Annotated in this window: 19 protein-coding genes; all 19 read right to left on the bottom strand. The window is 62.2% G+C overall.

The features are described 5' to 3' along the window. Positions 1-7: 7 nt before the first annotated feature. On the bottom strand, positions 8-946 hold the full coding sequence (gene rocF, locus VSX56_RS12280) for an arginase (RefSeq protein ID WP_350937446.1): 939 nt from the start codon (positions 944-946) through the stop codon (positions 8-10). Positions 947-1,160: 214 nt separating this feature from the next. Beyond that, the gene (locus VSX56_RS12285; RefSeq protein WP_350937448.1) at positions 1,161-1,739 is read right to left on the bottom strand and encodes a hypothetical protein; all 579 of its coding nucleotides are present in this window, start codon (positions 1,737-1,739) and stop codon (positions 1,161-1,163) included. A gap of 245 nt (positions 1,740-1,984) precedes the next feature. Further along, positions 1,985-5,191: a chemotaxis protein CheB gene (locus tag VSX56_RS12290; RefSeq protein WP_350937451.1), complete on the bottom strand. Its 3,207-nt coding sequence runs from the start codon at positions 5,189-5,191 to the stop codon at positions 1,985-1,987. 165 nt (positions 5,192-5,356) lie between these two features. Then, positions 5,357-6,286: a carbohydrate kinase family protein gene (locus VSX56_RS12295; RefSeq protein WP_339113010.1), complete on the bottom strand. Its 930-nt coding sequence runs from the start codon at positions 6,284-6,286 to the stop codon at positions 5,357-5,359. 10 nt (positions 6,287-6,296) lie between these two features. After that, positions 6,297-7,754 carry a xylulokinase gene (gene xylB, locus VSX56_RS12300; protein WP_350937453.1) on the bottom strand — a complete coding sequence of 486 codons (1,458 nt, stop codon included), beginning with the start codon at positions 7,752-7,754 and terminating at the stop codon, positions 6,297-6,299. A gap of 3 nt (positions 7,755-7,757) precedes the next feature. Continuing rightward, positions 7,758-9,224 (bottom strand): mannitol dehydrogenase family protein, encoded by a 1,467-nt coding sequence (locus VSX56_RS12305; protein ID WP_350937455.1) that lies wholly within the window; start codon positions 9,222-9,224, stop codon positions 7,758-7,760. A gap of 83 nt (positions 9,225-9,307) precedes the next feature. After that, the gene (locus VSX56_RS12310) at positions 9,308-10,315 is read right to left on the bottom strand and encodes an ABC transporter ATP-binding protein (protein ID WP_350937458.1); all 1,008 of its coding nucleotides are present in this window, start codon (positions 10,313-10,315) and stop codon (positions 9,308-9,310) included. 11 nt (positions 10,316-10,326) lie between these two features. After that, on the bottom strand, positions 10,327-11,157 hold the full coding sequence (locus VSX56_RS12315; protein WP_339113006.1) for a carbohydrate ABC transporter permease: 831 nt from the start codon (positions 11,155-11,157) through the stop codon (positions 10,327-10,329). A gap of 1 nt (position 11,158) precedes the next feature. Continuing rightward, positions 11,159-12,031, bottom strand: a complete 873-nt coding sequence (locus VSX56_RS12320; RefSeq protein ID WP_339113005.1) for a carbohydrate ABC transporter permease — start codon at positions 12,029-12,031, stop codon at positions 11,159-11,161. A 165-nt stretch (positions 12,032-12,196) separates the two neighbouring features. After that, the gene (locus VSX56_RS12325) at positions 12,197-13,516 is read right to left on the bottom strand and encodes an ABC transporter substrate-binding protein (protein ID WP_350937461.1); all 1,320 of its coding nucleotides are present in this window, start codon (positions 13,514-13,516) and stop codon (positions 12,197-12,199) included. Between the two features lie 232 nt (positions 13,517-13,748). Then, the gene (locus VSX56_RS12330) at positions 13,749-14,711 is read right to left on the bottom strand and encodes a sugar-binding transcriptional regulator (protein WP_339113003.1); all 963 of its coding nucleotides are present in this window, start codon (positions 14,709-14,711) and stop codon (positions 13,749-13,751) included. After that, on the bottom strand, positions 14,708-15,424 hold the full coding sequence (locus VSX56_RS12335) for an HAD family hydrolase (protein WP_350937464.1): 717 nt from the start codon (positions 15,422-15,424) through the stop codon (positions 14,708-14,710). Before VSX56_RS12335 ends, VSX56_RS12330 begins: the two co-directional genes overlap by 4 nt. Before the next feature lie 69 nt (positions 15,425-15,493). Then, positions 15,494-18,532, bottom strand: a complete 3,039-nt coding sequence (locus tag VSX56_RS12340) for an efflux RND transporter permease subunit (protein WP_350937466.1) — start codon at positions 18,530-18,532, stop codon at positions 15,494-15,496. Continuing rightward, positions 18,529-19,635 (bottom strand): efflux RND transporter periplasmic adaptor subunit, encoded by a 1,107-nt coding sequence (locus tag VSX56_RS12345; RefSeq protein WP_350937468.1) that lies wholly within the window; start codon positions 19,633-19,635, stop codon positions 18,529-18,531. The genes VSX56_RS12340 and VSX56_RS12345 overlap by 4 nt, the downstream gene beginning before the upstream one ends. Continuing rightward, positions 19,632-20,723, bottom strand: a complete 1,092-nt coding sequence (locus VSX56_RS12350; protein WP_339112999.1) for an efflux RND transporter periplasmic adaptor subunit — start codon at positions 20,721-20,723, stop codon at positions 19,632-19,634. Before VSX56_RS12350 ends, VSX56_RS12345 begins: the two co-directional genes overlap by 4 nt. Positions 20,724-20,828: 105 nt before the next feature. Then, positions 20,829-22,088, bottom strand: a complete 1,260-nt coding sequence (locus VSX56_RS12355) for a LysR substrate-binding domain-containing protein (protein WP_350937471.1) — start codon at positions 22,086-22,088, stop codon at positions 20,829-20,831. Between the two features lie 171 nt (positions 22,089-22,259). After that, on the bottom strand, positions 22,260-23,363 hold the full coding sequence (locus VSX56_RS12360) for a TRAP transporter substrate-binding protein (RefSeq protein WP_350937473.1): 1,104 nt from the start codon (positions 23,361-23,363) through the stop codon (positions 22,260-22,262). Between the two features lie 196 nt (positions 23,364-23,559). Continuing rightward, positions 23,560-24,654 (bottom strand): TRAP transporter substrate-binding protein, encoded by a 1,095-nt coding sequence (locus VSX56_RS12365; protein ID WP_350937475.1) that lies wholly within the window; start codon positions 24,652-24,654, stop codon positions 23,560-23,562. A 176-nt stretch (positions 24,655-24,830) separates the two neighbouring features. Beyond that, entirely contained in the window at positions 24,831-25,661 is an 831-nt protein-coding gene (locus tag VSX56_RS12370) for an arginyltransferase (RefSeq protein ID WP_339112995.1), read from the bottom strand.

The raw sequence follows: 25,661 nt of genomic DNA on the forward strand, positions 1-25,661 counted from the left end.
TTTTGCGTCAGTAGCGGCGGGAATGGTTGAGGGTGGGGCGGTCGAAGACCGAGCGGCCGAAAAGCGAGGCGGTCAGATCCACCATCAGCTGCGCCGTCTTGCCGCGCTCGTCCATGAACGGGTTCAGCTCGACCAGATCGAGCGAAGTCACCAACCCGCTATCATGGAGCATCTCCATCACCAGATGCGCCTCGCGGAAGGTCGCGCCCCCCGGAACGGTGGTGCCCACGGCGGGTGCGATCGAAGGGTCGAGGAAATCCACATCGAGCGAGACATGCAGCATGCCGTTCGCGGCCTCGACCTCGGCCAGAAAGTCACCCAGAGGCTTCGCGATGCCGGTCTCGTCGATGGCGCGCATATCATAGCGGCGGATCGGGCTCTTTTTCAGCGCGTGTTTCTCGGCGGGGTCCACCGAGCGCAGCCCGATCATACAGGTATGCGAGGGCTCGAGATGGTGCTCGAGCACGGGGAACCCCTCGAAGCCCTCGCGCCCCGTCAGATAGGCTACTGGGGTGCCATGCAGGTTGCCCGAGCCCGAGCTTTGCGGGCTGTGGAAATCGGAATGCGCATCGAGCCACAGGAGATAGAAGGGCCGCCCCAGATCCGCGGCATGCTGGATCATTCCTGCAACCGAGCCCATCGCCAGTGCGTGGTCCCCGCCCATGAAGATGGGAAAGCCCAGCTTGGCCGCCTCGCGTCCGGTCTCCATCAGGGTCCGCGTCCACGCGACCGTTTCGGCCATCTTGTAGATACGGTCGTTGTCGGGGGTGACTTCGGGCAGAGGGCCGGGGCCGAGATTGCCGAGATCCCGGACATCGCGCCCCAGTTCGGTCAGGATCTCGCGGAGACCGGCGACACGATAGGCATCCGGACCCATCAGGCAGCCCTTGCCGCGCTTGCCGCAATCGACCGGCGCACCGATCAGGATGGTATTGGTATCAGACATTGCTTCCTCCGCCCGTAGTCAACCAACTCGTCTTTGACCAAGTCTCACGCCTTGAGGTCGGAAAGGAAACCCCGCGGACATGCGATTTATGGGGGGAAATCTAGGTCGCTCTCGCAGTGAGAAAACAAAAAAGCCCTGTGATCAACGATCACGGGCCGGATACTGGGAAACAAAAAACTGGACAACAGGCCCGGATCGGGAATGTGGGGGGAGGTCAGTTATTGGCGACGAGCCGGATGGTCTGGGTCTCTTGCGCGAGCACCGGTTGGGTCTGTTCGACCGCCATCATCTGTGGTGTGTTCTCGACATAGCGGCGCAGCATATGGGCGAAGAAGGCGAGATCCTCTTTCTTCTGGGTCAGCGCCTGAAGCCGGAGCGCGACCTTGAAGGGAAGGTCGCTATCGGAGAAGGTGTCGATCTCCACATGGGCCAGATCGAGGCAGGGCATCAGAAGCGACAAAAGCGCATCCGTTGCGCCCTTTTCGAGAGTGGTCAGCGTCTGGCCCTCGCTGCGGTGGCGGATCGACAGGATCGCCTGCAGTTGTCCCACCATGTTGCGGAAGCGCACGGCAACCCGCTGCATGCCGTTCACGCTGCGCTGGGCAATGATCCGCATCCCACCCAGCATCGCGCCGGGCACTTCGATCACGTTATGCGAATTGGTCGAAACCGAGAACTCGCCACCCGTGGGGAGATGTGTGGCAAGTGCCTGCGCGAAACTGGCGATAAAAGCACTTTCCAGAGGCTCCGGCTGCCGGAACGTGATCTGGTTGCGCATGTTCTCCAAGTTCATTTCCACCCGTTCTGCAAACCATGCGCCTGTCACATCGTCGCGTAGAAGGTGTAAAGTAACTACCCCAAACTCATGATGGCTTTTCTGCCCGTCAGCACCCATCTCGGGTATCCTTTCGGTCTAATGGATTTTGTTTCTTTCACTCATCATCTGGTTGTAATTGTTAATAAGAGATTAATTCTGAGCGGGCTTTTGATCACGCCGCTTTCAAATGGCTGAAATTAGCCGATCCGTCGAAGAAACGCCTAATCGATAGCCCGTATCGAGCCGTAAACATGGGTCACCTGGCCACTTTGGTTGCAATCGATGTTGCCGCGGATCTGGCATCTGTGCGGGGCGCCGTGACGCAAATTCAGAACCTCCTCGATGGTGAACGGTTTTTTCTGCTGGATCGCATCCTGCAAGGTCTTGCGCAGGCTCGTCTGCCGCTCGGTGGGCAGATGCGAGATCAGCCCGTCGAGCGAGGGCGCTCCCGCATCTTTCCCGTTCAGCATCTCTGTCAGAACCGGGTTCCAGTAATGCAGGTTGTTGATGATATCGATGGAGAAGAAGCCCACATGCTGTTCGGTGGTGATCTCGTCGTAATGGCGCACCAACAAGTTCTCGTTCTGGATGCGCGAGAAATCGCGGCAGACGCCGATCAGGGCGATGGGTTCGCCCAGCTCGTTGCGCACGGTCGAGCCGGAGCTTTCCACGACCACTGTCGTGCCATCGCCGCGCCTGAGGCGGGCGAAGAAATGGAAGGGCTCGTTGCGGGTCAGTGCGGTCTCGATCGCCGATTTGACAATGTCGCGATCGTCCGGATGGTAGAAGTTCACCGCCTCCGACATCTTGCGTTTGGTCTTGTCGGGGGGGAGGCCGTGGATGGCGAAGGTCTCGCTCGACCAGCTCACCTCCTCGGTCGCCAGATTGACGCGCCATGTCCCGATATTGGAGAATTTGCGCAGCGTCTGGTTGAGAAGGGAATCCACTGTCATATCGACCGATGTGATCAGCACGATCAACCCGATCAGCCCCTCGTTATCGGTGACCAGAGGCGATACGGTCATCGAATGGCAATGATCGTCGATCTCGAACTGCCGGTAATGCGGACGCCGGTCCAGAAGCGCCTGCGAGCAGATATCCACAAGCGGCGGATACCCCATCGGCATATAGCATTGCGAAAGATGCCCCAGAGAATGGCCACGCTCGCGCACCTCGAAGGTGCGGACGGCCGACTGGCTGGCATGACGGATCAGGAGCCCCTGATCGAGCATCATCATCACCGTAGGCAGGCCCTTGATCAGTCCGTTCAACTCGGCCGAGGTGCGTTCCAGCTGCCCGGTATTGACCAGAAGCTCCTCATTGACGGTGATCAGCTCCTCATTGGTCGATTGCAGCTCTTCGTTGGAGGTCTCGAGTTCCTCATTGGTGGATTGCAACTCCTCGTTCGAGGATTGCAGCTCCTCGTTGAGCGATTGGAGTTCCTCATTGGAGGTCTGCAGCTGCTCTATGGTGATCTGTAGCGTGTCACGGGTGCGCGACAGCTCGGTTTCGAGATAATCCAGATAGTCGGTGCGTTCGACATTTTCCGGATCGGGGGCCGAGCGCATTTCGGTCTCGAACCCGATCAGGACCACCGGTTCGTCGACCTTGTCATCGATGATCGGCCATGCGGTCATCCGCACGGTGTTGAAATCACGGCCTTCGAGCTGATGCCATTGCCCCGAGCGCGCCTCGCGCTGCTTGAGCGCCACCAGCACCATTGAATTGGCCTCATAGGCCAGCGCTTTTTGCAGCACATCCAGCGTCATGCCGCCATGGATCGGCGTGCGCATCTCCACGAAGGGAGCGATGTCGCCATAGATCTTCACCACCGAACGGTCGCGATTGGTCAGGAAACCGTTCTTGACCACAGACTTGGCCAGCGCATCAAAGCGCCACCAGTCATTGGGCGGGGGCGGGGCACTGCGATAGCCACCCGGAGAGGTGGCGCGCAAGCGATTGGTGGGCGGCAGCGAGCCATTGAGCGCGGTGCTTGCCGAATTGAGCCGTGTCGAGCGTTTGCGCAGGATCTTGCCATGCTGGCTCAGCGGCACGAAGAAGCTCTCGAGCGCCCCTGTCGTCTCGGAGGTGCCAAGGAACAGATAGCCATTCTGTTTGAGCGCATATTGGATGCGGGTCAGGACCCGTTCCTGCAGTTTGGGTTCGAAATAGATCAGCACATTGCGGATCGACACGAGATCGATCGACATGAAGGGCGCGTCCTGGAAGACATTATGCCGCGAGAACATGACGAAGCTGCGCAGCTTCGATTTTACCACCACATGGTCCTCGGCCAGCTCGAAATAGCGCGCGAGATATTCCTGCGGGATATCGGTGACGGCAGAGGCCGGATATTGTCCGCGCCGCCCGATCGCCAGCGCGCGGTCGTCGATATCGGTGGCAAAGATCTGTAGCCGATCCTTCTCGACCTTGCTGAGCCCGCCCATGGCCTCGACAATCAGGATCGCGATGGAATAGGCTTCCTCGCCCGTGGCACAACCTGCGATCCAGACGCGCAGGGGCTCTTCGACCCCGTCATTGATCTTCTTGTTGAGCGCATCCCGCAGCGCGATGAACTGCTCGGGGTCGCGGAAGAAATTGGTGACCGAGATCAGCAGGTCGCGATAGAGCGCCTCCACCTCGTCGACCGAGCGGCGGCACAGCTCGACATAGTCGTTATAATTCTCGATCCCCTTGGCAATCATCCGGCGCTGGATGCGTCGGTTGATCGTGTTTTCCTTATACTGGCGGAAATCGACCAGCGTATGGCCCAGCAGGATCTGGAACAGATCGGCATTCTTGCCGGTATGCTCGTTGATGTCCTTGAGGCTCTGCAGATCGCGCGGCTGGGCAAGGATCATGGCCAGATGCTGGCCCATCTGCTGCGGCGTCAGAGTGAGGTCGACACAGCCGGTGCGGATCGCCGAGACCGGCATGGAATCATATTTCGAGCTGGAGGGCTCCTGCGCGAGGGTGATACCGCCGGCCTCGCGGATGGCCTGCACCCCGTAGCTGCCATCGGACCCCGTGCCCGAGAGAACGATCCCGACGGAACGCTCGCCCACTTCCGAGGCAATCGACTTGAACAGACGGTCGGCAGAGGGTTTGGGGGCTGCAGGATGGCCTTCGGGGCTGCGCAGCACAAATTCGCCATTCTCCAGCACCACATCATGGCCGGGCGGCGGGATATGGATCGTGTTCGCCGCAGGCACGGCCCGTTCCTCGATTTCTACTACGGCCAGCGTGGTTTCACGGCCAAGCAATTGAACCAACATGGATTTATGGCTGGGCGACATATGCTGGGCCAGCACATAGGCCAAATCAAGCGTGCGGGGGAGGTTCTGCGCCAGCAGGGATGTGGCCTCCAGACCGCCTGCGGAGGCTGCGATCCCGACGATGAAAGACGGGGTTTTCGCATCGCTTGTCACGTGTGTCTCTCCTTGCGCGGACTGCGCCAATCGGTCCCGAGGCAAAATGGCTTTCGGATTAATTCTTTATCCTAAGGTTATAGTCGGAAAAATTCGATCTGTCCAAATGGAATGGGCGCGTATCCGGAAAGGAATACGCGCCCGTTTTCTGCGGTTGTCAGGACTTTAACTTATCTCAGCGGCCCAAGGCGGATTTGCCCCCGCACGCCCGACGACGATCGCCGCTACTTTCGCCCCGAAACCGAGCGCCTCGCCAAGCGCCTCGGGCGTGATGGCGCGCAGGCTGGCCTTGTCGAGAAGCCCCAACTCCGCAAGCCGGGACAGCACACCCGCGTTGAAGCAGTCTCCCGCGCCGACTGTATCGACCACCTCCGCTCGCTGGGCGGGCACGGACACCTCCTGACCTTCTGTAAACCAGGCGGTGGCCCCTGCGGCGCCGCGCGTCACGATGACGATGGACGGCCCCTGCGCCTGTAGTGCATGGGCCTTTTGGGCCAGATCGGAGCCCTCGGGAATGAGCCAGTGCAGATCCTCGTCGGAGACTTTCACGATATCGGCGCGGGCAATCATCGCCCCCAGACGCGCACGGTAGCGCGCCTCGTCGCGGATGAATCCGGGGCGGATATTGGGGTCGATCATCACCGCCCGATCCGCATGGTCGCGTGCCAGAAGGGCGGCATAGGCCTCGGCGCCCGGCTCGCAGGCCAGAGAAATGCCCCCGAAATAGAGCGCGCGCACCGTGTCGGGCAGGGGCGGCAGATCGGCCTCGGTCAGCATCCGTCCGGCGGAGTTCTCGTCATAGAAGACATAGCTTGCATGGCCATCGGTCAGTTTCACGAAGGCCATCGTGGTCGGGCGCGGGCTGCGGATGCAGAGCGCGGTGTCGACATGGCTCTCGGCCAGTCCGGCTTCCAGCTGCGTGCCGAAAAGGTCAGTCGACAGCCCTGTCAGCATCGCGGTCGGCTGCCCGAGCCGCCCCAGCGCGATGGCCGTGTTGAACACCGCTCCACCATTATGGGGCACAAATCCGTCGGGCCCTTGGGTGGTGGGCTTGGGGATCATATCGATCAGGGCTTCACCGGCACATAGGATCATGGCGTGGTCCTCATTGAATGGATCGGATCGCGGGATAGGCCGCACGGAACGCCTGATAGGCGCTCTCGTAGGCGCCCGCAAGCGCTGGGTCGGGCGCGATCAGCGCGCCGATCGCGGGGGGCGTCATAACTTGCGCGGGGTCCGCGCCCGTGGCCGCACAGAGCCCCAGACGGGCTGCGCCCAGAGCCGCGCCGAACTCGCCGCCCTGCGGCTTCGCCAGCGGCACCCCCAGCACGGTCGCGATCAGTTTCAGCCAGAGGGTCGAGGCCGATCCGCCACCGATAGCAAACAACTGGCCCAGCTCGGCGCCGGTGGCCCGCAGGGCCTCGGCGCTGTCACGCAGCCCGAAGGCCACGCCGGTCAGCACTGCCAGCACCATGTCATCGACGGTGGTGTCGGTGCCAAGCCCGGTAAAACTGCCACGGATAGCAGCATCATTATGCGGCGTGCGCTCGCCCGAGAGATAGGGCAGGAAGCGCACCCGTCCGGGCGGCGGCAGGGTTTCGTGCCAAGTCGCCTCGAGCGGCTCGACCAGCGCGCGCGGGGATTTGCCCGTGATGGTCGAGAGCCAGTTGAGGCTGTCGGTCGCCGAGAGCATCACGCCCATCTGGTACCAGCGGTCTGGCACGGCATGACAGAAAGTATGCAATGCGGTCTCGGGGGCGGGGGCAAACCCGTCCCGCGCCGCCAGAAGCACGCCCGATGTGCCGAGCGAGACAAAGCCCTGACCCTCGGAAAGTGCGCCGATGCCACAAGCGCTTGCGGCATTGTCGCCCGCGCCACCTGCCACGGTGACATCGCCCACACCCCAAGCCTGCGCGAGATCGGCGCGCAAATGCCCTGCGGGGGCCGAGCCTTCGACGAGCCGCGGCATCTGACCGGCCCGCATTCCGCTGGCGGCCAGCAACGTGTCCGACCAGTCCCGCGCACCCACATCAAGCCAGCTCGTGCCCGCGCTATCGGACATATCCGCGACATGCTCGCCCGTCAGATACCAGTTGAGATAGGCGGCGGGCAGAAGGACTTTACTCACCTTTTCAAAGATTTCCGGCTCGTTTTTTGCTACCCAGACCAGTTTGGGCGCGGTGAAACCCGGAAAGACGATATTGGCCGAGAGCGCGCGCATCTCTGCCAGCGCATCCAGCTCTGCCGCCTCGATATGACTGCGGGTATCGTTCCACAGGATACAGGGGCGCAGCACCTGATTGCCGGCATCCAGAAGCGTTGCGCCATGCATATGGCCCGCCACGCCGATGCCTTTGAGGGCGGTGAATTCGGGATGGGCGGCACGCAGGGTGGCCACCGCCTTGTCGAGGGCCGCGATCCATTCGGCAGGGTCCTGTTCGGACCAGCCCGCATGGGGATGGACGGCTTTATAATGGGCCTCGGCGGCGCCCAGGCTGCGCCCCTGACCATCGATCAGAAGCGCGCGCAGGCCCGAGGTGCCCAGATCAATTCCGAGATACATGGCTTACCCCAGATAGGCGTCGAGCGCGGCATCGAGCCCCTGCGTATGGATCATGGAGAGCCAGGTGCAGAAGGGACCGGCGAAGCGCGGCTCATCGGCCAGATCGCCATAGATCAGGCGGTTGTCGAGCCATGCCTGCGGCGTGTCCTTGGCGGCCAAGGCGCGGATCTGCAGATCGGCCCAGAACGGGTCGTTGGGCTCGACAGTGGTGCCATCCTCGCGGATGCCGGTGCAATAGCGTGCCCAAGCGGCCGAGACCAGCGCCAGACCCTCGACCGGCATATCCTTCGCCAGACATTCGCGCACCGAAGGGAGGATGAACCCCGGATGGCGGGAGGAGCCGTCAAAGGCCACGCGGCGGGTGGTGTCGACGATCATCGGGTTCGAGAACCGCTCCTCGATCAGATCGACATAGCTCTCGGGCGTCATACCGGGGACGGCGTGGACATGGGGCATGATCTCTTCGGTCTCGACCTTCCGGTAGAGCGCGTGGATCTTGGGATGCTCCATGCATTCCGAGATATGCTTTACCGAGAGGATCTCGCCCACATCGGAGATCACCTGATGGCCGCCATTGAGGATGCGGATCTTCATCGTCTCGAAGCTATGCACATCATCGGAGAAGGTCGCGCCAGCCTTGTCCCAATCGGGGCGGCCTGCGCAGAAATTGTCCTCGATCACCCATTGGCGGAAATTCTCGTGGGTGACGGGGCAATTGTCCTCGATCCCCAAGGACCGCACCAACTCCAGCTCCTTGGGGCCGGTGGCGGGGACGATGCAATCGACCATCGCATTGGGGAAAGTGCAATTGGCGTCGATCCACTCGGCCAGTTCGGGGTCGGAGAGGCGCGCGAGCGAGACCACGGTCTGGCGCAGGATCGCGCCATTGCCCTGCAGGTTGTCGCAGCACTGGCCGGTGAAGGGGCCGGTGCCATTTTCGCGGCGGATTTTCAGCGCGGCCACGATGGCTCCGAAGGCGGTCTTCGGGCTCTCGGGGTTGGCGGCGTCATGCACGATATCGGGGTGGCTCGCGTCAAAGCCCTTGGTGGCGGGGTCGATGAAGTAACCGCCTTCAGTCACGGTCAGGGCCACGATGCGGATTTCGGGACGGGCCATGGCCTCGATCAGCGCGCCATTGCCCTCCTCGATCGGGATGTAACCGATCATCGAGCCCACAACCTCTGCGGATTGGCCCTTGGGGTCCAGCTCGATCAGCGTCGTCAGGCAGTCCTGCGCCAGCAGTCGTTCGCGCATCGCCGCATCCGGCGCGCGCACGCCCGCACCGAGGATCGCCCAGTCATGGGCCAGACCCGCCTCCATCAGCCGGTGCAGATACCACGACTGGTGCGCGCGGTGGAAATTGCCCAGACCGATATGCACGATACCGGGGGTCAGTTTGCTGCGGTCATAGCCCGGGCGCTTCACGGCCTCGGGCAGTTGCGACAGGGTGGCGTTGGAAAGCTGTACCATGGTGGCACCTATCTGAAAGGGGGGGCGTTGTGGGGCGAGGGGCCGTGGCCCCCCGCCGGATAGGGTTCAGCGGATCGACAGCATCAGCGGATCGACAGGCCGTTCTGGTCGAAGCGGTGGATATTGTGTTCCTGCGGGGTCAGCCAGACGGTGTCGCCTGCATAAACCTCGACATCACCCGAGACGCGGACATTGAACTGGCCAATGCCGTCCACATGGACATGCGCGAAGGTATCGGAGCCTAGATGCTCGGACACGCCCACGCGGCCCTCGATGGCGCCCTCGACCGGCGTGGTCGACAGATCGATATGCTCGGGGCGGATGCCGATCGCATGGGCGCCGCGCGACGCGGCCCGCTCGCCTTCGATGAAGTTCATCTTGGGGCTGCCGATGAAGCCCGCGACAAAACGGTTATCGGGGCTGCGGTAGAGATCGAGCGGGGAGCCCACCTGCTCGATCTTGCCTGCGCGGAGCACCACGATCTTGTCGGCCATGGTCATCGCCTCGACCTGATCATGGGTCACATAGATCATGGTGGTCTTGAGCTTCTGGTGCAGCTCGGAGATCTCGAGGCGCATATTCACGCGCAGCGCGGCGTCGAGGTTCGACAGCGGCTCGTCAAAGAGGAACGCCGAAGGCTCGCGCACGATGGCACGCCCGATGGCCACCCGCTGGCGCTGACCGCCCGAGAGCTGGCCGGGCTTGCGGTGCAGGTAATCTGTGAGGTTGAGCGCCTCGGCTGCGGCTTTGATGCGGCGTTCCTGCTCGTCGGCCGCCACACCCGCCATTTTCATCGGGAAGGCGATGTTTTTCTTGACCGACATATGCGGGTAGAGGGCGTAGGACTGGAACACCATTGCCAGACCGCGTTTGGCGGGAGGCGCATCGGTGGCGTCGGTGCCGTCGATCATGATCTGTCCGCCCGAGAGGTCCTCGAGCCCCGCGATCAGGCGCAGAAGGGTAGATTTCCCGCAGCCCGACGGCCCCACGAAGACCACGAACTCGCCGTCCTTGATATCGAGATCCAGCGGCGGAATGACTTCGACTTCGCCAAAGGTCTTGCGCACGCCCTTAAGAGTGATTTGTCCCATGACTAGGTTCCTTATTTCACCGCGCCGAAGGTCAGGCCGCGGACAAGTTGTTTCTGGCTGAACCAGCCCATGATCAGGATAGGCGCGATGGCCATGATCGAGGCGGCAGAGAGTTTTGCGTAGAAGAGACCCTCGGGCGAGGAATAGGAGGCGATGAACTGCGTGAGCGGCGCGGCCTTGGCGGTCGTGAGGTTCAGCGTCCAGAAGGCCTCGTTCCAGGCGAGGATGATGTTGAGAAGGACGGTCGAGGCCATGCCGGGGATCGCCATCGGCGTCAGCACATAGAGCACCTCTTCCTTGAGCCCTGCGCCATCCATACGGGCGGCCTCGAGGATCTCGCCGGGGATCTCCTTGAAGTAGGTATAGAGCATCCAGACGATGATCGGCAGGTTGATCATGGTCAGGACGAAGACCAGACCGATGCGGCTGTCCAGAAGACCCAGATCCCGGAAGATCAGGTAGATCGGCACCAGAACCCCCACCGGCGGCAGCATCTTGGTGGACAGCATCCACATCAGCACATCCTTCGTGCGCTTGCCCGGCACAAAGGCCATGGCCCATGCGGCAGGCACCGCGATGACCAGCGCCAGCAGGGTCGAGCCCACCGAGATGATCACCGAGTTCATGAAGAACAGCGGATAGTTCGAGCGTTCGAGCACGGTGTGGTAGCTCTCGAGCGTCCAGCCCGAGAAGATCATCTTGAACGGCGTCGCGATCGCGTTGCCTTCCGTCTTGAAGGATAGGATGAAGATCCAAAGGATCGGGAAGAAGATCGCGATGCCCACGGCCCATGCAAGCACGGTGGTCAGCGCCTTGCGGCGGGGAGTAACAGCACGCGCCATATCAGGCCTCCAGATTCTTGCCGATCATCCGCATCAGGAAGATCGCAACGATATTGGCGAGGATGATCGCGATGACGCCACCGGCAGACCCGCCACCCACATCGAATTGCAGAAGCGACTGGATGTAGATGAGATAGGTCAGGTTGGTCGAGGCTACGCCCGGACCGCCGCTGGTGGTCACGAGGATCTCGGCATAGATCGACAGCAGGAAGATCGTCTGGATCAGGATCACTACGGTGATCGCCCGCGACAGGTGCGGCAGCATGATGTGGAAGAAGCGCGCCAGTTTCGAGGCGCCATCCATTTCGGCCGCCTCCAGCTGTTCCTGATCGAGCGATTGCAGCGCGGTCAGCAGGATCAGCGTGGCAAAAGGCAGCCATTGCCACGAGACGATGCCGATAATCGACAGAAGCGGTGCCTGCGCCAGAAAATCATAGGCGGGCAGGCCGAAGAAATGCGCGATATGCGCGAAGAGCCCGTTCACCGGATTGAGGAACATGTTCTTCCACACCAGTGCCGAGACGGTGGGCATCACGAAGAAGGGCGCGATGACGAGGATGCGCACGATCCCCTGACCGAAGAAGGGCTGGTCCAGCAGCAGCGCCAGCAGGATGCCGCCCACGATGGTAATCACCAGAACACCGACGACCAGTAACAGGGTGTTAATCAGGGCCGTGGTAAAGGCAGGGTCGGTCAGAAAGAACTCGTAATTGAGGAAGCCTGTCCACTCTTCCATGCCGGGCATGAGAAGATTGTATCGCAGGAACGAGAAGTAGAGCGTCATCGCCAGAGGGACGATCATCCAGCCGAGAAGGAGAATTACGGCAGGAGAGATCATCAACCTCGCGGCGGCGCGTGAATGCTTCGTGGCCATGGGCTACCTCGGCACGCTTGGTTGGGACAATAGTGGTGAATACGGTCCCACAGGATGCGGGGCCGGATTTGTTATGCGCATTGGATGCGGTATCAGTGCCGGATAACGGGAAATGCGGGCAGGCCGATGATCCTGCCCGCATACCGTGAGTGACGGCGTCAGCGTTTACTTGATGTAACCGGCCTTTTTCATCTCACGCTCGGTCAGTGCCTGCGCGGATTGCAGCGCCTGATCCGCACCCATCTGCCCGGCAAGAGCTGCCGAGAAGATCTGGCCTACAGCCGTGCCGATCCCTTGGAATTCGGGGATCGAGACGAATTGAGCACCGACATAGGGCACTTCCTGCACCGACGGTTTCTCGGGCGTCGCCTTGGAGATCGTGTCGATGGTCAGCTGTGCGAAGGGCGCGGCGGCCAGATAGTCGGGGTTCTCGTAGAGCGAGGTCCGGGTGCCGGGAGGAGCTGCGCGCCAGCCCTGCTTGTCGGCCACGACCTGAGTATACTCTTTCGAGGTCGCCCATTCGACAAAGGCTTTTGCCGCGTCTTTATGTGCCGAGCTTTCCGGAATGGCGAGGTTCCACGACCACAGCCAGTTGCCATGATTGTCGATGCCGTCCTTGTTGGGGAAGACCGCATAACCGACCTTGTCGGCCACGGTGGATTCCTCGGGATCGGTCACGAAGCCTGCTGCCACGGTCGCATCGATCCACATACCGCACTTGCCTTGCTGGAAGAGCGACAGGTTCTCGTTGAAGCCGTTCGAGGAGGCACCCGGAGGACCGTATTTGGTCATCAGGTCGAGATAGTCGGTGACGGCAGCCTTCCACGGTTCGCTGTCGAATTCCGGCTCCCAGTTCATGTCGAACCAGCGCGCGCCATAGGAATTGGCCATTGCCGAGATGAAGGCCATATTCTCGCCCCAGCCCGGCTTGCCGCGCAGGCAGATGCCATAGATGCCGTTGTCTTTATCGGTCATCTTCTCGGCCGCTTCCTTGACTTGCGTCCAGGTCGGATTGTCACCAAGGGTCACACCGGCTTTCCCGGCCAGATCCTTGCGATACATCACCATCGCGGATTCGCCATAGAAGGGAACCGCGTAAAGCGTGCCATCGACCGACAGCGCCGAGCGCATGGCGGGCAGCAGGTCATCGGCATCGTAATCTGCCGGAAGGTCGTTCAGCGGCACCAGCCAGTCACGCTGGCCCCAGATCGGGACCTCGTAATTGCCGATGGTCATCACGTCGAACTGGCCGCCATTGGTGGCGATATCCTGCGTGACGCGCTGACGGAGGATGTTTTCCTCCAGCGTGACCCACTCGACCTTGATGTCGGGATGTTTGGCGTAGAAGTCGTCCATCAGGCCCTGCATGCGCACCATGTCGCCGTTATTCACGGTGGCAACAGTAATGGTGGTTTCGGCTGCAGCGGCTGTGGCAAGCGCGCCCAAGGCGCAAGCACCCAGAAGGGCACGGATTGTCTTGGTCATGAATTCCTCCCAAAATTCAAACGAGCAATTATCCGCTCTATGGGCAAATGCTCATGAACGGGCCCGTGAGTCAAGTGTGAATTGCGTCTTGGAGATGGGTGCTATGCGCAAAACGCCCTGCGATTGTGCGCAGATAGTTGATAGCGGTAACATGTCCCGTCTCCATCATGCAGGGATGCGCAGATCATACAGCAAAATGCCGTAAAAAGTGCGCATCAATGCAGAATGGGAATCAAGCGTTAAGAAGTGCTTTCGCGGTGCGCTCATCCGTGACCAGATGGCTCAATAAACCGCCCCGGAGAGCCGCGCGCAGGGCGGGCAGCTTTTTCTGGCCCGCCGCGAAGCAATGCACCGGCATATTGCCATGCGGCACGCGCGCGCCCACGATCCGGCGCGACATGGGATGGTCGAGAAACTGACCATCGGCATTGAACGCGTGACCGCCGATCTCGCCGATGGCGCCGGCCCCGACCCAGTCGGCATGTTCTTCGGGCGTGATGAACCCGTCCATCAGAAGCGGCGCGTCAGGCCCCATCTGGCCCATGCCGACCACCGCGAAATCCGCCCGTAACGCCAGCTCGATCGAGGCTTTCACATGCGGAAGCGAGCGATACAGATCGCGCTCTGCCTCGGTGGCCGCGACCACAGGGATCGACATCGGAAAATGCGGCGCCGAGACTTTCTCGGCCAGCCGCACGATCACCTCGTAATGCGAGGCCGAGCCGTCAGGCGCCACGTTGCCGATAAGCGAGACCAGCCTGTGATGATCGCCCGCGATGGTCTGCATCCGCTCCACGATCATCCGCAGGGTCCGTCCCGTGCCGAGCGCGATCAGCTTGGCGTCAGGCTCGGTGAAAAACCGCTCGAGGATCGGGGCCGCGAATGGCGCGATCGTGTCATTCGGGTCGCCCGTTTCCGAGAGCGAGGGGGCCACGCGCACCGATTGCAGTCCGAACCGCTTGCGCAGGATCTGCTCCAGCTCCAGACATTCGGCAATGGGATGATCGATGCGCACCCGGATCAGCCCTTCGGCAGAGGCGCGCGCCACGAGCCGCTGAACCCGCTGGCGCGAGATCCCCAGCTCGAGCGCGATCTGGTCCTGCGTCATGCCCCCTACAAAAGACAGCCATGCCGCGCGGGCGGCAAGATCCAGCAGATTGGCTTCGGCCTCGTTGGGGCGGTCGGGCTGGATCATGAGACCTCTCCGGTGCAGGAATGGGGTGCCGGCCATTGCGCGAGAAGCGCGTCGAATTGTGCAAAATCACGGAAGGCCAGATCGGCCCCGCCGCGCAGGACAGGGTCATCAGGGGCCAGGGCATGGGCACGGGCCAGACCGGCCAGATGCGCACCACCCAGAAACCGCCAGACCGGCATACCGGCGGCTTTCGCCCCTGCGATCCCGACCGTGGAATCCTCGATCACCAGACAGTTCTCGGGCGACACACCATAGATACCTGCTACATGGAGGAACAGATCGGGCGCGGGTTTGCCGCGCATGACCTCGGAGGCGGTCGAGGCCCGCCCGTCAAAGAGTGTATCAAGCCCTGTAATGGCCAGCGATTGTGCAAGTCGTGCCGGCGCGGAGGAGGTGGCCAGGTGGTAGGGCACCTCAAGCGCCTTGATCACCCCGATGACCCCCGGCACTACAACCAGTTCGGTCGAGAACCGCTCGACCAGACGGGTGCGGAATGTCGCCTCGAAGGTGTCGGGCAAAGAACGCGAGAAATCACGTTCCAGCGTTGCGCGCACGGTCGGGAAGGCACGGCCAAGACAGTGCTGCGTGAAATAGTCGAGGTCGATTGTAATTCCCAGATGGGCCAGTTCCGCGATGAAAACACTGGCAGAGAGCGCCTCGGAATCGATCAGGACGCCATCACAATCAAAGATTACCAGCGCTGGACCAGCCATCGGGTTCCTCCTCCACGATCAGATGTCTATAGCGTGACGGAACCTGTTTCGCCAAGCCCTCGCTTGGGATCACGCCTTCTGCGGTGCCTTTACACGGAAAATGGCGCAATAGAGCGCAGGAACAAACAGAAGCGTAATCAGCGTGCCCGCGATGATGCCCCCCATCATGGCAATGGCCATCGGCCCCCAGAAGATCTGGCGGGCGATCGGGATCAGCGCCAGCGAGGCGGCCGCCGCCGTCAGCAGGATCGGGCGGGCGCGCTGGTCCGAGGCATGCCAGATGGCGCTCCAGCGGTCATGGCCCTCGGCGCGTAGATCCTCGGTGGCCTGGACCAGGATCACCGAATTGCGGATCAGGATGCCGATCAGCGCCAGCACCCCCAAAAGCGCCACAAAGCCCATGGGCGCCCCCAGCGGCAGCATCGAGGCGACCACCCCGATCAGCCCCAGAGGGGCGGCTGCCAGCACCACCACCATCAGGCGGAAGCTGCGCAGCTGGAACATGATCAGCGTCAGTAGGATCAGCACCATGAAGGGGACAATGGCAATGATCGGTGCCTGTGATTTGCCGCTTTCCTCGACCGCTCCGCCCAAGGCCAGTCCGTAGCCCGCAGGTAGCGCCTTGGTAAAGGTCTCGATTTTCGGGGCGAGCTCCGCAACGATAGTCGCGGGTTGGTCGCCTCCGTCAATCGCGCCGCGCACGGTGATGGTGGGCACGCGGTCACGCGCATGGATCACGGGCGGCTCGGTCACATATTCGAACCGCGCAATCGAGGTCAGCGGGATGGGATCGCCGCTGGCATTGGCGAATTGCAGGCTGCGGAGCCCGTCCATCGTGTCGCGGTCGGATTTGCGGCCCTTCAGCTCGACCTCGATCAGATCGATTCCCTGCCGCAGATTGGTGATGGTCGTGCCGGAATAGAGCGTGCTCAGCACCTGCGCCACATCAGACTGTGTCAGCCCCAGCTGGCGCATCCGCGCCTGATCCAGATCCAGTTTCACCACCCGCGCGGGCGTGCCCCAATCCATATCGATGGCATAGAGCCTGTCATCCCCAGCCAGAAGCGCCGCCAGTTTGCGCGCCTCGGTCAGCAGGACCGTATCATCGGGACCGGAGATCCGGTATTGCACGGGCTTGCCCACCGGCGGACCCAGCTCGATGGGTTTGGGGAAGAACTCGACACCGGCGCGGGTATCGGAATAGCGGCGGATCTTGGCGCGCAGGCTGTCACGATCTGCCAGAGAATGGGTCTCGATCACCACCTGACCCTCATTGGGCACGGCGGGCTGCACATCGAGTGTCAGCACGAAACGCGGCGCGGGCGTGCCGATATAGGAGGTCCAGAACGAGACCTCGGGCTGGTCTTTCAGCCATGTCTCGAAACGGGCGATCTCGGCATCGGTGGCCTCGATCCCCGCACTGTCGCGCAGGGTGACGTCGGTCACGAGTTCCGTCCGCTCGGAAGAGGGGAAGAACTGCTGTTCCACATGGCCGAGGCCCACAACCGAGATCGCGAAGAGGAAGATGGTGGCGAGGATGGTGACCCAGCGATGGCGCATCGCCTGTTCGAGCACGCGGTGGAACCCACGGCGCAGGCGGCCCGCCTGCGCATGCTGGTGCTTCCATTTGGCGGGCAGGAAGGTCTTGCCCAGCACGGGCGCAAAGAGCACCGCTACGATCCAGCTGATCACCAGCGAGATGGCGATGACATAGAAGAGCGAGCGGGTGTATTCGCCTGCTTGGCTGGCATTGAGCCCGATCGGGATGAAGCCCGCCACCGTGACCAGCGTGCCGGTCAGCATGGGCCATGCGATGGAGGTCCAGGCATAGGAGGCGGCCTTGGTGCGGCTCTCGCCCTTTTCCAGCCGCGAGATCATGGTCTCGATGGCGATCATCGCATCATCGACCAGAAGCCCCAGCGCGATGATGAGCGCCCCAAGCGAGATCCGTTGCAGCGTGATCCCCATCAGATCGAGGATCAGGAAGGTCACCGCCAGCACCAGCGGGATGGTGAGCGACACGACAAACCCCGCCCGCACACCCAAAGACACGAAACTGACTGCCAGCACGATCACCAGCGCCTCGGCCAGTGCGCGGGTAAAATGACCGACCGACTCCTGCACCACCGTCGGCTGGTCGGCGATCTTGTGGATCGAGATACCCACCGGCAGCTGCGTGACCTCATGCGCCATCAGCGCATCGAGGTTCTTGCCGAAATCGAGGATATTGCCGCCCTCGCGCATGCCGATGATCAAGCCAATGGCGGGCTCGCCCTCATAGCGGATCAGCGAGGCGGGCGGATCGGTATAGCCGTCCTTGACCTGCGCCACATCCGAAAGTGTGAAGAAGGTGTCATCCACGCGCAAGGGCGTATGGGCCAGCGCATCGGCATCTGGGAAGGCGCCTGTCAGGCGCAGCCCGATCTGTTCCTGCGCGGTCTGGATCGTGCCGGTCTGGGTGATCTGGTTCTGCGCCGAGAGCGTGTCGATCACGCTTTGCGCATCTAGGCCCAGAGCGGCCAGACGGCGGGTCGAGAACTCGACCGTGACCACGCGATCGCGGGTGCCGATCAGATCGACCTTGCCCGCCTGATCGAGGCGTTCCACATCATCGCGGATTTTCCGCACCCAGGCCCGTAGCTCGTCGGGGTTATAATCGGGGGCGGTGAAGGCATAGACATTGCCATAGACATCCCCGAAATCGTCATTGAACGAAAACCCCTGGAATTCGCTAGGGAAATCGCCGCGGATATCGGACATCAGCTCGCGCACACGGGTCCATGTGGGCTGGATCTGCGCATCGGGAATATCGTCGCGCAGATCGACATAGACCACCGCCTGACCGGGATAGGTGATCGAGCGGGTCACATCGAGCGCATCGATCTCCGAGAGTTTCCGTTCGATCCGGTCGGTCACCTGATCCATCGTCTCGGTGGCCGTCGCACCGGGCAGGCTGCCCGAGACGACCATCGTGCGGATGGTGAAGCTCGGGTCTTCCTCGCGCCCCATCGAGTTGAAGGCGAGGATCCCCGCGAGCAGTGACATGACCATCAGGAACCAGATGACGGAGCGGTTATGCAGGGCCCAGTCCGAGAGGTTGAACTTCATTTCGGGGCTTTCTCCTGGGTCGTCTGGTTTAGGGTAGTCGGGCGCGCTTTGCCCGCGACGGTCAGCCCCGCGCCGACCGTCTCGCCCTCGGTGAGCACCTCGCGTCCGCGCAATACCACCTCGTCACCGGATTTCAGGCCTCCGGTGATGGTGATGCGGTTGCCGAGCCGGGCGCCGGTGCTCACGCTCTGCCGGTGCACTTTGCGCGGATCGCCCGAGACAATCCAGACCGAGGGGCCGTCCATCAGCGCGGCCTCGGGCAGGCTTAGCAATTCGGCCGCGCCGTTATCGAGCCGCGCCGACACCAGCGAACCGATCCGGTAATCCGGAGCGGGGGCTTCCAGCGTCAGGTGGGCGCGCATCGTGTCGAGGCTGGAATTGGTCACTGGCTCGATCAGGCGCAGCTTCGCCCTGATCGGCGCGATATCATCGGCATGATGGTTGATGAGAAACCCCTGATCCGCGGGCAGGCTGGCGGCCAGCGCCCGTGGCAGGTCGATGACCGCCTCCCGTGCATCGCCTCGCGCGAAACTCACCACCTCGGTGCCCGCCGAGACCAGCGTGCCGGGCTCGACCGAGCGCGAGAGGATGATCCCGTCGGAGGGGGCGGTAAGTTTGCCATAGCTTGCGGCCTGTGCGCTCTGGCGTTCCTGCGCGCGCGCACTCTCGAGATCGGCCTTGGCCGAAGCGAGACTGGCCTGCGCCGTCTCGAATTCGGATTGTGCGATTACACCGCGCTGCCGTAGGGTCGCGGCACGGTCGAAACTTGCCTGCGCATAATCGAGCGCGGCCTGTGCCTGCGAGGTGCTGGCGCGCGCCTCGCGCAGATCCTGTTCCAGCGTGATTTGGTCCAGCTCGGCGATTACCGCACCTTTTTCCACGCGATCGCCTGCCTCGACATGGAGCCGCGCGATGCGCCCGCCGGTGCGGAAGGCCAGCGAGGTTTCGTAACGCGCCTCGACCATACCCGAAAACACGCGTCGGCCCGGGGTGACCTCGCCGATGATTTCGGTGATCACGGGGCGGGGGGGATCCGCCGCCGGAAGGTCCTGCGCAAGGGCGGGGGTGGCAAGGAGCGCCACGAAGGCGAGCGCGGCTCTCATGGTGTGTCCTCCACGATCGGGGTGACCTTCTGACCGTCAAACAGCCCCGCAGCGCCTTTGCCGACCACCTGCAATCCGGTGCCGATCCTGTCCGAGGGGACCAGCTCGATACCCGCCGTGTTATAGGCCGCGACCTTCACCGCCAGCAGTGAGACCGACTGCGTCTCGGGATCGACGACCCAGATCGCTGGCCCCTGTGGCCCGCTCACCAGCGCATCCCAAGGGAGGGACAGGCGCTCTGGATGGGACAGGTCGATTGTGCCGGTGATCAGCGTGCCGATCCGCAAGGGCGCGCCCGTAGCATCAAGACGGGCCTTGATGGTCACCGTGCCGGTCTCGGACAGCTGGGGCGAGACCTCGGTGATCCGTGCGGAGAGGCTCTGCGGCTGATCGGGGCTTTCCACGCTGATCTGCCGTCCGGAAAGGCGGGATAGCCCTGCAATGTCGGGGGCTTGAAATACCGCCTCGCGCGCGGAGCGGTTGGCCAGCATCACCACTTCCTGACCGGCGCTGACCACCTCGTCGATCTCGGCGGGGCGCTCGGTGACAACGGCATCATCAATCGCGCGCAGCACGGTATCGTCCATGCCCTGTTGGGCGGTCTCCAGCTGGGCCTGCGCCTGATCGGAGCTTGCCCGCGCCTGCAGAAACGCCTGCATTGCCTCGTCGAGAGCATCCTGCGTACCGGTCCCGCGATCCAGAAGCCCCTGTGCGCGGTCGCGCGCCTGACGCGCCTGATCGAGCTGCGCCTGCGCGGCTGTGACGCCGGCCTCGGCGGCATCGAGCGAGGCCCGGGCGGCCGTCTGGTCCAGCTCGGCGATGATATCGCCCTTGGCGATCCGGTCGCCCGTTTCCACCGGGAGCGCCGTTATGCGCCCGCCGCTGCGGAAACTGGCGGGATAGGTTTCTGGCGCTTCGACCGTCCCGATGAAATGCACGGTATGGGCAGCGGGCAGCGGGCGGGGATGGGTAATCTCGACCGCGACAGGCGGCTGTGCGTGAAGCCCAGAACCACAAACCGTGCCGAGCGCCAGCAGGACAGATCCGGCGAGCCGCCGGAACTTCCGGTGTAAAAACGGATGGGCCATTCCCGATCCTTCCAAAGGGACTATGCCGGAGAGGGGCTCCGGCCGCAAATTATGCGACGGTTTCACTATGGCGAAACCGGCCACGGTGGAAAGACTAGAATTATGTTACGTTCCGGCGAGGGTTTTCGCACGCTGGATGAAATGTTCTGCCGCCACGGAATGGCCGGCATCGCGGCGATAGACCAGAACGGACTGATCGACGGCTCCGGTGCGCAGATCGAGCGGGCGGGTGGTAATCCGGCGTTCGGCAATATCGGGCGGGCTGAGCGGGCTTGCGGCGCGCAGCGAATATCCCTGACCCTGTGCCACGGCATTGAGGATCTGCACCTCGTCGGGAAATTCCTCGACAAGATTCGGCTCGACCCCTTCTGCGCGCAGGATATTGGGAAAGAGATCGCGGGCCGGTGGCAGCGAGAGGCCGATCATCGGCGCGTCCTCCAGATCCTGCGGCGTGAGGCGCTCGAAGGCCGTCAGGGGATGATCCTTGGGAAGAAGAACCCATGCCGAGAGCTGCACCAGAGGCACGCGCGCCAGCGTCTCGGGGAGATTGGCGTCATGGACCAATGCCACCTCGATGCGCCCCTCGGCCAGCGCCTGCAGAAGCCGCGGCTGATCTCCGCGCAAAAGCCGCGGCGTGATCTCGTGCAGCCCGCGCAGGATCTCGGGCAGAAGCCAGCCTGCGAACGAGGGGATCGCTCCGATCCAGAGCGGTGTTCTGGTGATGTTCTCCTGTTCATTCATGACCGGATCGCCAGTGAGCGGGCGGATGAATTCCGCATCCCGCCCGTAGACCTGTTTGACAGTGTTCAACGGCAGCCCCAACTCGCCCAAAAACGGCTTTTCCTGCGATACGAACCCGACCTGTCCCGCAAGCGGTGTGCGGTCCTGCGCGCGTTTCTCCGAATGGGTCGCGGCAGAGCGGCTAGCGAGAAGTGCGGCCTGTATCAGCGCGGGCTGCAGGCTGTCCGTCATGGCGCGGGCGGGCTGGGCCACTTGTTGCGAGACATTCTGGCCAAGGTTCTGCGCGGCATTCTGGGCCGCGTTCTGCGCCGCATTTGCAGATGCTTGCGGCTGGACCAATGCGGGCTGGTTGGTGGGGGTGGGCAGGCTCTGCTGCGTCGTTGTGCTGGAATTCGTGGTTGCGCTGGCCGTCGTGCCGCTGGTGGCGGTTTTGACGAGCTGGGTTGCGGCATCCTTGACGGCTTCGCTGACCTGTTGGGCGGCATTGGCCTGCGTGCCTGTTTTGCCGATTTCCTGCAAGAGCTTGCCGAATTGCGCCGATTGCGTGCCAGCCTTCACGCCGGTCTGGGCGGCCAGCCGCAACAGGCTCGCCAGCCCGTCCGCCGTGAGGCGCGGGGGAATCATCGGGCTTTCTCCGATGAGGCGGGGCGTGGCGCTGGGCGGTGCCGCATGGCATCCCTTCCGAGGTTACACTCCCCCTCAGGCTACGCGCGAAAGGGTTGAGAATTTCCTTACGCCGTTAAGATGGCAAAAGGCCCCGCCGGAGGGCGGGGCCTTTGATCGCCGAGACACCGGTTACAGCGCGCCTTCGCGCTGTTTGATCATCATGAAGGTGTCGTAGTTGTATTCGGCCAGCTGGGCCCAGAGATAGGCGTCCTTCTTGAAGGCGGCCTGGCTCTCATAGACCTTCTTGAAGTTCTCGTTGGAGCCGTTGAGCTCGGTATAGACATCCTGCGCGGCCTTGAAGCAGGCGTTGAGAACCTCGGCCGAGAACGGACGCAACTGCGCGCCCTGACCGATCAGCGATTTCAGCGCCGCCGGGTTCTTGTGATCGTAGGAGGCCAGCACATCGGCATTGGCAGCCTGACAGGCGACCTTGATCGCGTCCTTGTAGGATTCGGGCAGCGCGTCATATTTTTCTTTGTTGAAGAAGGAATGCAGCACGGCACCACCTTCCCACCACCCCGGATAGTAATAATAGGGCGCCACTTTTACAAAGCCGAGCTTCTCGTCATCATAGGGACCGACCCATTCGGTCGCGTCGATCGTGCCTTTCTCGAGGGCTGCATAGATATCGCCACCCGCGATCTGCTGCGGCACGACGCCGAGCTTCTCCATGACCTTGCCGGCAAAGCCGCCCAGGCGCATCTTCAGCCCGTTGAGATCCTCGACCGAGTTGATCTCCTTGCGGAACCACCCGCCCATCTGGGCGCCGGTATTGCCGGTGGGGAAGGCCACCGTGTTATAATTGGCATAGAATTCGTTCATCAGATCGATGCCGCCGCCATAATACATCCACGCATTCTGCTGGCGGGCATTGAGGTTGAACGGCACGGCAGTGCCGAGCGCGAAGGTCGGATCCTTGCCCCAGAAATAATAGGAACAGGTATGGCAGGCCTCGACGGTGCCGTTGGAGACGGCATCGACCGCCTGAAGGCCGCCTACGATCTCGCCTGCGGCGAAGACCTGGATCTTGAATTTGCCATCGGTGATCTGCTCGACATATTTCGCCATGGTCGCACCGCCGCCATAGATGGTGTCGAGCGATTTCGGGAAGGACGAGGTCAAACGCCAGTTGAGTTCGGGGGTTTCCTGCGCGATGGCCGGAGCTGCAAGCGAGGCACCGGCTGCGGCCATGCCGCCCAAAGCACCTTTGCGAATAAACGAACGACGATCCATGTTTCCTCCCAATCGTCAGAAAATCTTTCGGCGATAACTCCTCTTATCGCCTCGTTTGGATATATTGCCTTACCAATTCGACTTGTAAAGAACTTCCTCCTTTCAAGCTTGCGCTTTCTGGCTGTCTCGCGCAAGAAAAAACCCGAGCCATCGGCCCGGGTTCTTTTCTGCTTGGTTTATAAGCGGATGCTCTGGCTTAGAGCGCGCCCTGACGTTGCTGGACCATCATGAACGTGTCGTAATTATACTCGGCGACCTGCGTCCACAGATAGTATTCCTTCTCGAAAGCAACCATCGAGTCATACATCTTCTTGAAGGTCGGGTTGGTTTCCGAGATCTCGGCATAGACGGCCTTGGAGGTCTCGAAGCAGGCCTGCAGGATCTCTTGGCTGAACGGACGCAGCTGGGCGCCTTCTGCCAGGAGGGTGCGCAGCGCCTTCGAGTTTTCGTAGTCATAGGTCTCGAGCATATTGGCATTCACGCTCTGGCAAACGGTCTGCAGAAGCGATTTATATTGCTCGGGCAGGGCGTCATAGGCGGGTTTGTTGAACAGGAAGTGCACCATCGCGCCACCTTCCCACCAGCCGGGATAGTAGTAATAGGGCGCGACCTTCACGAAGCCCAGCTTCTGGTCGTCATAGGGGCCGACGAATTCGGTCGCGTCGATGGTGCCTTTCTCGAGGGCGGCATAGATGTCACCGCCCGACAGCTGCTGCGGCACGACGCCCAGACGCTCGAGCACCTTGCCCGCAAATCCGCCGACGCGGAATTTGAGGCCCTTGAGGTCATCGACGGTATTGATTTCCTTGCGGAACCAGCCGCCCATCTGCGCACCGGTATTGCCACCCGGGAAGCCGATCAGGCCTTTGTCCGAAAGGAACTCGTTGAACATGTCATTGCCGCCACCCATGCGCATCCATGCGTTCATGCCGCGCGCCGACAGGCCGAAGGGGAGCGCGGTCGGGATCGCCCAGACCGGGTCTTTGCCCCAGTTGTAATAGGTCGGGAAATGCGCGACCTCGACGGTGCCGGCGGCTGCCGCATCTGCCGATTGCAGGCCGCCCACGATTTCACCCGCCGAGAAGGACTGGATCTGGAACGCGCCATCGGTGGCCTCGGCCACGCGTTTACCAAGCTCCTGGCTGTTGCCATAGAGTGCGGGCAGGGAGTTCGGGAAGGCCGAAGCCAGACGCCATGTGATCTGCGGCTTTTCCTGCGCGATGGCAGGGGCGGCAATGGCGGATGCGGTCGCGCCAATCGCGGCCGAGGAAAGGAAGGAGCGGCGGTCCATGATGATCGTGTCCTGAGCGTTTTACTAAGTCTTGCGGGCGCATTCCTGTCAGGCCGCAAGGGATCTGTAAAGCTTTTATACAAGGGCACAGGCCGCAAAAGGCCGGTTTCGGCCCATCGGGCGCGGGATGGGAAGGGCTAGCCCTCGGACGTAATCAGGCTTATCTTGGCGAAGCGTTATTTCTTGGTTGTGTCCGGCAGGTTGATCTGTGCGACCTGCTCGGCGATCGGATCGACCGAGAGCGGGTGGATCTGGTCCTCATGCTCCTGCGGATCCCCGATATCGATCCACTTGCCGCCCTTGAAGATTTCGAGAGCCCCGAATTTTGCCTTGTAGCCCATCTTGCGCGAGCCGGGCACCCAATAGCCCAGATAGACGTAAGGAAGCCCCGCCTTCAGCGCGATATCCACATGATCAAGGATCAGATAGGTGCCGAGGCTGTTTTTCTGCAGCATCGGATCATAGAAGGAATAGACCATCGACAGCCCATCATCGAGCACATCGGTCAGACAGACGGCCATCAGATCGCGGGTCGAGCCCGGACGGTCGGCGGATTCGCGATATTCGATCACGCGCGATTTTATGGGCGTCTCCTCGATCATCGCGGCGAATTCGAAAATATCCATATCGGCCATGCCGCCATCGGCGTGACGGCTGTCGAGATAGCGCCGGAAGAGGGCGAATTGCTCCTCGGTGGCCCAGGGGCTGGTCGCGTTACGCTTGAGCCAGTCGTTCTTTTTCAGCACGCGTTTCTGGGTGCGGGTGGGGACGAAATCGGCCACACGGATACGCGCCGACAGGCAGGCTGTGCATTCGGCGCAGGAGGGACGGTAAAGCACGTTCTGCGAGCGCCGGAAGCCCTGCCGCGAGAGCGCGTTGTTCAGCTTTTCCGCTCCCTCACCCTGAAGGGCGGTGAACAGCTTACGCTCGGCCCGCCCGTCCAGATAGGGACAGGGCTGCGGAGCGGTCACATAGAACTGCGGTGCAAGCGGGAGGGAATGACGCAT

The organism is Thioclava kandeliae (assembly GCF_040297545.1).
Lineage (GTDB): Bacteria > Pseudomonadota > Alphaproteobacteria > Rhodobacterales > Rhodobacteraceae > Thioclava > Thioclava kandeliae.

Excerpts from the sequence above, each read along its gene's own strand:
- rocF (WP_350937446.1), bottom strand. The coding sequence starts at position 946 with ATGTCTGATACCAATACCATCCTGATCGGTGCGCCGGTCGATTGCGGC.
- VSX56_RS12285 (WP_350937448.1), bottom strand. The coding sequence starts at position 1,739 with ATGAACTTGGAGAACATGCGCAACCAGATCACGTTCCGGCAGCCGGAG.
- VSX56_RS12295 (WP_339113010.1), bottom strand. The coding sequence starts at position 6,286 with ATGATCCTATGTGCCGGTGAAGCCCTGATCGATATGATCCCCAAGCCC.
- xylB (WP_350937453.1), bottom strand. The coding sequence starts at position 7,754 with ATGTATCTCGGAATTGATCTGGGCACCTCGGGCCTGCGCGCGCTTCTG.
- VSX56_RS12305 (WP_350937455.1), bottom strand. The coding sequence starts at position 9,224 with ATGGTACAGCTTTCCAACGCCACCCTGTCGCAACTGCCCGAGGCCGTG.
- VSX56_RS12310 (WP_350937458.1), bottom strand. The coding sequence starts at position 10,315 with ATGGGACAAATCACTCTTAAGGGCGTGCGCAAGACCTTTGGCGAAGTC.
- VSX56_RS12315 (WP_339113006.1), bottom strand. The coding sequence starts at position 11,157 with ATGGCGCGTGCTGTTACTCCCCGCCGCAAGGCGCTGACCACCGTGCTT.
- VSX56_RS12320 (WP_339113005.1), bottom strand. The coding sequence starts at position 12,031 with ATGGCCACGAAGCATTCACGCGCCGCCGCGAGGTTGATGATCTCTCCT.
- VSX56_RS12325 (WP_350937461.1), bottom strand. The coding sequence starts at position 13,516 with ATGACCAAGACAATCCGTGCCCTTCTGGGTGCTTGCGCCTTGGGCGCG.
- VSX56_RS12330 (WP_339113003.1), bottom strand. The coding sequence starts at position 14,711 with ATGATCCAGCCCGACCGCCCCAACGAGGCCGAAGCCAATCTGCTGGAT.
- VSX56_RS12335 (WP_350937464.1), bottom strand. The coding sequence starts at position 15,424 with ATGGCTGGTCCAGCGCTGGTAATCTTTGATTGTGATGGCGTCCTGATC.
- VSX56_RS12340 (WP_350937466.1), bottom strand. The coding sequence starts at position 18,532 with ATGAAGTTCAACCTCTCGGACTGGGCCCTGCATAACCGCTCCGTCATC.
- VSX56_RS12345 (WP_350937468.1), bottom strand. The coding sequence starts at position 19,635 with ATGAGAGCCGCGCTCGCCTTCGTGGCGCTCCTTGCCACCCCCGCCCTT.
- VSX56_RS12350 (WP_339112999.1), bottom strand. The coding sequence starts at position 20,723 with ATGGCCCATCCGTTTTTACACCGGAAGTTCCGGCGGCTCGCCGGATCT.
- VSX56_RS12355 (WP_350937471.1), bottom strand. The coding sequence starts at position 22,088 with ATGATTCCCCCGCGCCTCACGGCGGACGGGCTGGCGAGCCTGTTGCGG.
- VSX56_RS12360 (WP_350937473.1), bottom strand. The coding sequence starts at position 23,363 with ATGGATCGTCGTTCGTTTATTCGCAAAGGTGCTTTGGGCGGCATGGCC.
- VSX56_RS12365 (WP_350937475.1), bottom strand. The coding sequence starts at position 24,654 with ATGGACCGCCGCTCCTTCCTTTCCTCGGCCGCGATTGGCGCGACCGCA.
- VSX56_RS12370 (WP_339112995.1), bottom strand. The coding sequence starts at position 25,661 with ATGCGTCATTCCCTCCCGCTTGCACCGCAGTTCTATGTGACCGCTCCG.